The 5,471-nt window shown below is 75.8% G+C and carries 7 protein-coding genes; 3 read left to right on the top strand and 4 right to left on the bottom strand.

Translation table 11 applies throughout. The features are described 5' to 3' along the window. Nucleotides 1-87 precede the first annotated feature (87 nt). The 3 genes from ACIWVC_RS23935 to ACIWVC_RS23925 are packed head-to-tail and all read left to right on the top strand — an operon-like array spanning nt 88 to nt 1,692. A complete protein-coding gene (locus ACIWVC_RS23935) occupies nt 88-657 on the top strand; it encodes a hypothetical protein (protein ID WP_396454595.1) in 570 nt (189 codons plus the stop codon). A gap of 16 nt (nt 658-673) precedes the next feature. Beyond that, nucleotides 674-1,189, top strand: a complete 516-nt coding sequence (locus ACIWVC_RS23930) for a SigE family RNA polymerase sigma factor (RefSeq protein WP_396454594.1) — start codon at nt 674-676, stop codon at nt 1,187-1,189. Then, a complete protein-coding gene (locus ACIWVC_RS23925) occupies nt 1,186-1,692 on the top strand; it encodes a hypothetical protein (RefSeq protein ID WP_396454593.1) in 507 nt (168 codons plus the stop codon). The genes ACIWVC_RS23930 and ACIWVC_RS23925 overlap by 4 nt, the downstream gene beginning before the upstream one ends. Here ACIWVC_RS23925 and ACIWVC_RS23920 read toward each other — a convergent pair. The 4 genes from ACIWVC_RS23920 to ACIWVC_RS23905 form a co-directional block, all read right to left on the bottom strand. Then, nucleotides 1,689-2,600: an anti-sigma factor RsbA family regulatory protein gene (locus ACIWVC_RS23920; protein ID WP_396454592.1), complete on the bottom strand. Its 912-nt coding sequence runs from the start codon at nt 2,598-2,600 to the stop codon at nt 1,689-1,691. The two genes, ACIWVC_RS23925 and ACIWVC_RS23920, sit on opposite strands and share 4 nt — an antisense overlap. Then, entirely contained in the window at nt 2,600-3,508 is a 909-nt protein-coding gene (locus tag ACIWVC_RS23915; RefSeq protein ID WP_396450026.1) for an MEDS domain-containing protein, read from the bottom strand. Before ACIWVC_RS23915 ends, ACIWVC_RS23920 begins: the two co-directional genes overlap by 1 nt. Nucleotides 3,509-3,588: 80 nt before the next feature. Continuing rightward, nucleotides 3,589-4,572, bottom strand: coding sequence for an anti-sigma factor RsbA family regulatory protein (locus ACIWVC_RS23910; RefSeq protein WP_396450024.1), 984 nt, complete (start codon nt 4,570-4,572; stop codon nt 3,589-3,591). 160 nt (nt 4,573-4,732) lie between these two features. Then, the coding region (locus tag ACIWVC_RS23905) for a TetR/AcrR family transcriptional regulator (protein WP_396450022.1) at nt 4,733-5,471 on the bottom strand (739 nt) is incomplete at its 5' end.

Here is a 5,471-nt window from a genome sequence, read left to right as displayed (position 1 = left end):
GACCCGAGAAATCCCGGGCGCGTGACAACCTCCCGGCGCCCGGCGGGGGTTATCGGGGTGTAAGGAACTTCCTCCCCGAGGAGCAACATGACCGACAAGGGTCACATCCGCCGCGCCCCGCTGCTCGCGCTGGCCGGGCTCGGCGCGGCGGGCCTCGTCGCCGCGGGCGTCTGGCTGGCCGCCGCGTCGGGCTCGTCCTCGGACGCCCGGTCCGTCGCCGCCAAGGACGCGCTGGCCCCCGCGCGGAAGCCGTCGCCCGCACCGTGCCCGCCCATGGAGCAGGCGGCACGCCCAGGAGTCCCGAAGCCTGCGGAGACCGCGGCGCCTGAGCCTGCGCCGACCACACGTCCGGGAGGACCGGCGCCGTCGGAGACCGCCGTGCCGCGGCCGGTGCCGACGGAGCCGGACCCGACGACGCGTCCGGGAGGGCCGGCGCCGGCGGAGACGGCGACGCCCGAGCCCGTTCCGGCGGGTTGTGCGGAGACGCCGTCCGAGGCGCCGCGGGAGCCGGTCCCCACCGCGCGGCCGGTGCCGCCGACGGCCGTTCCGTCGCCGGCGCGGCCGGGCCGTGCTCCTTCGGCGACCCCGTCGCCGGCGCCGCCCGGGTACGAGCCGCCGGGTGCGCCGGCGCCGGCGGAGCCGTCCCACGGCGGGTAGGTGCGGTCTGTCCACGTTGAGCGCCCGGGAGGTGCGCGGGGCGGAGGCCGCGTTCGACGACTTCGTGGCCGTCACCGCGAGCCGGCTGCTGCGCACCGCGGTGTTCCTCGTCTACGACCGGCACCTCGCCGAGGACCTGGTCCAGATCGCCTACGAGCGGGTCGCGCGGCGGTGGGGCCGGCTCGCGGACGGCGATCCGGAGGCGTACGCGCGCCGCGTCCTGGTCAACCTCGCGATCGACGAGGCGAAGCGGCGGTCCCGGCGCCGGGACACCCCGGTCGGGTCCGTCGCGGACGTGGAGCGGCTCGCGGGCGCTCCGGCGGCGCCGGGGGACGCCGCCGGGGGCGACCTCGACGAGGTGCTGCGCGCCCTGCCGGCGAAGCAGCGCGCGGTGGTGGTGCTGCGCTACTGGTGCGACCTCACCGAACACGAGATCGCCGAGACGCTGGGGATCTCCCGGGGGACGGTCAAGAGCCACACCGCGCGGGCCATGGCCGCGCTGCGCGAGCACATGAGGGAGGGGCGCGCATGACCGAGAACCTGGACGCCCTGCTGCGCCGGCACTACCGCGCCGCCGCCGGGGAGATCCACGCGGACGCCGCCGCCGTCCGCCGGTTCCGGGACGCGGGGCACGCGGCCGCGCACGCCCGGCCGGGCGTCCTGCGCCGCTGGGCGTTCCCCGCGCTGGCCGCCGCCGTCACCGCCGCGGTCCTGGTGGCGGTCGCCGTCCTGTTCTGGCCGGGTGGGCGCGGATCGGAGCCGCCCCGCCCCATGGCACCGCCCGCCACGCCCCTGCCGCCGCCCGCCTCACCGACCCCTGTCCCCGAAGCCCCCGCGCCGGACCGGACCTCCTCACCAGGGGAGGACCCGACCGCCTCACCGGGGGAACGGTCTCCCGCCGGCACCCCCACCGCCACTCCGCCCACCGCTACTTCGCCCACCGCTACTTCGCCCACCGCGACTTCTTCGCCTACCGCCGCCCCGCCCACCGCGAGACCGAGCCCCGGCCTTCCGGGTTCCGGGCTTCCGGGTTAGGGCCTCTTGTGGAGCCGGACGAACGTCCCGTCCCAGCCGGCCCGCAGCTCCATCAGGTCGACCAGGAGGCGGACGGTCCACAGGCCGAAGCCGCTCTGCAGGGCCGACTCGGGCGGGATGTAGCCGGTCAGCGGGTCGGGCCGCCAGAAGCCGTGGTCGCCGACCTCGCAGACCAGGCCGGTGCCGTCCTGCCATGTCCACAGGCCGACCGGCGGGGTGCCGTGCTGCAGCGCGTTCGCCGCGACCTCGTTGACGGCGGTGACGAGGTTCTGCGCCGCCTGCTCGCCGAGGCCGGTCCGGCCGGCCTGCTCGGCGACGAACGACCGCAGGTGGTGCAGGTCGGCGCCGTTGACGGGCAGGTACTCGGCGTCGTGCGGGCGGTCGGCGCGCAGGCCGCGGTCGCAGGTCGAACCGAACACCACCGGGTCGACGTACTCGGCGCTGTCGCCGTCGTGGCCGGGGGCCAGCACCTTCGGGTGGGTGCGGCGCGCCTCCGCCAGGATGCGGGGCGGCAGCGCCCGGGTGTCGTACGGGCACAGCGCGCGTGCGTCGGCGTCCTCGAACACCACGTTGATGAGGGACTCGTACCGGATCCACTCCAGGGTCTGCCGCTCGTCCCAGCCGTCCCACACCGGTTCGGCGACCGCGCACACGCTGCGCGGGGCGTGCTCGCGCACGATGTTCTGGTAGTCCCGCAGGGTGTGGACGGGATGCCGGTAGAAGCCCGCGGAGTCGACGTAGACGATCTCCTTGTCGCCGAGCACGTCGCGCAGCGCGGTGAGGTTGGGCTCGCGGGCGACCGCGATGACGGCCTCGTCGCGTTCCAGCCCGGATCTCAGGTACGGCACCGTGACCGACAGGAAGTCGTCGGCGCCGTCGTACATGAACGCCCTGTGCTCCAATGTCATCAGGCGATGTCCTCCGTCTCCGGGAGCCCGCGCCCGGCGCCGCGGGCGAGGCCCGGCAGCCGGTGCCAGCCGACCGTCTCGATGACGCGCTCCACGTTCGGCCGGAGGTTGTCGAGGACGAGCGCCCCCTGCGCGGGCAGCCGGGTGGCGTGCCGCGCCAGCAGGTTGAGCCCGCCGAGGTCGATGAAGCCGAGCCGGGACAGGTCCAGGTGGACGCTGCCGCGCTGCGCGCCGACCCGCGCGAGCGTCTCGGCGACCACCGTGTGCCGGGCGGCGTCCAGCTCCCCTTCGATCCGCAGCCCGGCCGGCTCGAACGTGCGCACTATCTTCAGGATCCCGTCGTCGAATTCGGGGTTCACTTCCACGAGGACCTCGTGTGTGTCGCGAAGGGCGATGAGCTGGTCGGGCGGGCACGCGCGCCGGTCGATCTGGCAGATCGCCATCGCCATCGTGCTCGGTGATACGGCGTCGCCGACCAGGTGCTCGCAGCCGAGCATCCGGCCGAGGTCGGTGGTCGCGGACTCGTGCAGCACCCAGCTGTAGTCGGTGGTGAGGCGCACGGCCCGGAAGCCCTCGTCGAACGCCCCGTCGACCTCCCGCCGGATGGTGTCGACCATCATGGCCGGGGTGAAGGCGCCGCCGCGGTCGAGGCAGGCGTCCCGCCGCGAGATGACCCGCAGCCGGCCCGACCGGACGGCCTCCGCCGCGTCGGCCTCGCCGCCGACGCCGGGGAGGCGCTCGGCGGGCAGGTCGGTGACGTACACGACCTTCTCGTCGGTCGCCAGGCCCTCCCGGACGAAGGGCCCGATGACGCGGTCGCGCTCCTCGGGGCCGGTGTAGGCCAGCCAGCCGTGGTCTCCGGGCCGGACTGCGCTGACGGGGCGTTCGGCGAACCAGGGTGTCTCCATGGCCTGCCCATCGGGTTCGGGGCGGATCTGTTCAGCGTACGCCGCCCGGGACGATTTGGAAGCCCAACGCATGGAGTTCCTCACGCTCTGTCTATATCGGGGCGCTCCGGGCGGGGCAGGGCGAGCCGCAGCCGGACGGCGGTGCCCGCCTCACCCGTGCGGATCTGCACCGTGGAGCACAGCAGCCGCACCGCCCACAGCCCGAACCCTCCGCCGGACGACGCGTCGGCCGGGCGCGGCGGGAGGAGCCCGTATCCGGCGCCGGGCGGCCACCGCCCCGCGTCGGTGACCTCGCAGACGAGGGACGGGGCGCCGTCGGGCGCGTCCGTCCACATCCGCAGGACGACGGGCGGCGCGCCGTGCCGCAGCGCGTTGGTGACGACCTCGGTGACCGCGACGAGCAGCCGCTGCCGCCCCTCCTCGGGCAGCGCCGTCGGCCGCGCGCAGTCGGTGACCCAGGCGCGCAGCCAGTACAGGTCGGGCCGGGCGTCCAGCTCCAGCGCCTCGGCGCCGGGCGGCGGCGGGGGCAGCGGCTCGGCGTCGCAGCGGGCGCAGAACGTCCACGGGTCGACGAAGCCGGGGTTGGGCAGGGCGCGGGTGCCGCGCACGGTCTCCGGGTGCGTCTTGCGGCCCGCGGCGACGACGGCGGCGGGCAGCGAGGCCGCGTAGGGGCACAGGACGGACGCGCCGGTGCCGCGGAACGCGACGTTCAGCAGCGCCTCGGCGCGCAGCCACTCGACGACCTCCAGCGGCGACCGCGACGCCCACGCCGGCTCGCCGAGCAGGCGCAGCCGGCGGCCCTGCCGGGCGCTCTCGTCGGCGTCGCCGAGGCAGTCGGCGAGCGTCCGGGAGGGATGGCCGTACCAGGTGGCGGCGTCGGTGAACCGCACGGCGTCCGCGGCGGGGCCGAGGGCGTCGCGCAGCAGCATCTCGCGCGCGGTCCCGCACACGGCGAGGACGCGGTCGCCCGCGTCGACGCCGTCCCGCAGGAACGGCACGGTGCCGCCGAGGAACTCCGCCACCCCGTCGTAGGGGAGCACGCGATGCGTGAAGTTGTCGCTCACGGCGGTCCCGCCGGTTGTGTGATCATGGTGTCACCGACTGTGCGTGCCGGACGGACCCGACCAGACTAGGCCCCCGGTCCCCGGCCTGCCGAGGCCCGTTCTTCAAAAGTCTCCGTCGGCCGCGCGCGTCCTGTCCGGAACCGCGCGGCCGTCCTGTCCCTTACCGGGGGCGCGGCCGCGGCGGCGGGTAGAGGGCGGCGCGCAGGCCCGGGGCGAGGCGGGCGATTAATTCATCGGGCGTCATCGACGCGACCGGTTCCACGCCGATGATGTAGCGGACGAAGATCAGCCCGGCGAGACTAGTGCCGAACGCGCCGGCCCGCGCGCCCGCCGCGGGGCCTCCGACGTGCTCGGCGATGCGGCCGACGATCTCGCGTTCCAGGAGGTCGCGCAGCAGCCTGGCGAGCTCGGGGTCCTGCACGGCCGCCCGCACCAGCAGCTTGAGCCGCGCGCCGCCCTCGGGATGCTCCCAGGCCGACAGCAGCGCCCGCAGGACGCGTTCGGGCAGCGTGGCGGGGTCGCCGGGGAGCGCGCCCGCGAGCACCTCGGGCGGGTTGGCGACCAGGCCCAGCACGGCGCCGAACAGCCCCTTCTTCGACCCGAAGAAATAGCTGATCAGCGCGGCGTCCACGCCGGCCTCGGCGGCGATGGACCGCATCGTGACCGGGCCGTACCCCTCGGCGAGGAAGCGGCGGCGTGCCACCGCGAGGATCGCCTCGCGGGTGTCGGGGCTGCCGCGCCGCCGGCCGCGCGTCCCCTTCGCCCTGCCCGCCGCCCTGCCCGCCGCCCTGCCCGCCGCTTCGCCGGTCGCTTTGCCAGTCGCCTTGCCGGTCGCTTCCCCGGCCCCCGTCCCGCCGGCCGCCCCGGATTTATTCATCATGGTTGAAATATAGCCGGTG

The sequence above is a fragment of the Actinomadura sp. genome, from assembly GCF_044508335.1.
GTDB lineage: Bacteria > Actinomycetota > Actinomycetes > Streptosporangiales > Streptosporangiaceae > Spirillospora.
The sequence above is the reverse complement of the archived record's forward strand: the minus strand, read 5'-3'. Positions and strand labels throughout refer to the sequence as shown.

What these genes read in the sequence shown, in the direction of transcription:
- ACIWVC_RS23925 (WP_396454593.1), top strand. Translation starts at nt 1,186, where the DNA reads ATGACCGAGAACCTGGACGCCCTGCTGCGCCGGCACTACCGCGCCGCC.
- ACIWVC_RS23935 (WP_396454595.1), top strand. Translation starts at nt 88, where the DNA reads ATGACCGACAAGGGTCACATCCGCCGCGCCCCGCTGCTCGCGCTGGCC.
- ACIWVC_RS23915 (WP_396450026.1), bottom strand. Translation starts at nt 3,508, where the DNA reads ATGGAGACACCCTGGTTCGCCGAACGCCCCGTCAGCGCAGTCCGGCCC.
- ACIWVC_RS23920 (WP_396454592.1), bottom strand. Translation starts at nt 2,600, where the DNA reads ATGACATTGGAGCACAGGGCGTTCATGTACGACGGCGCCGACGACTTC.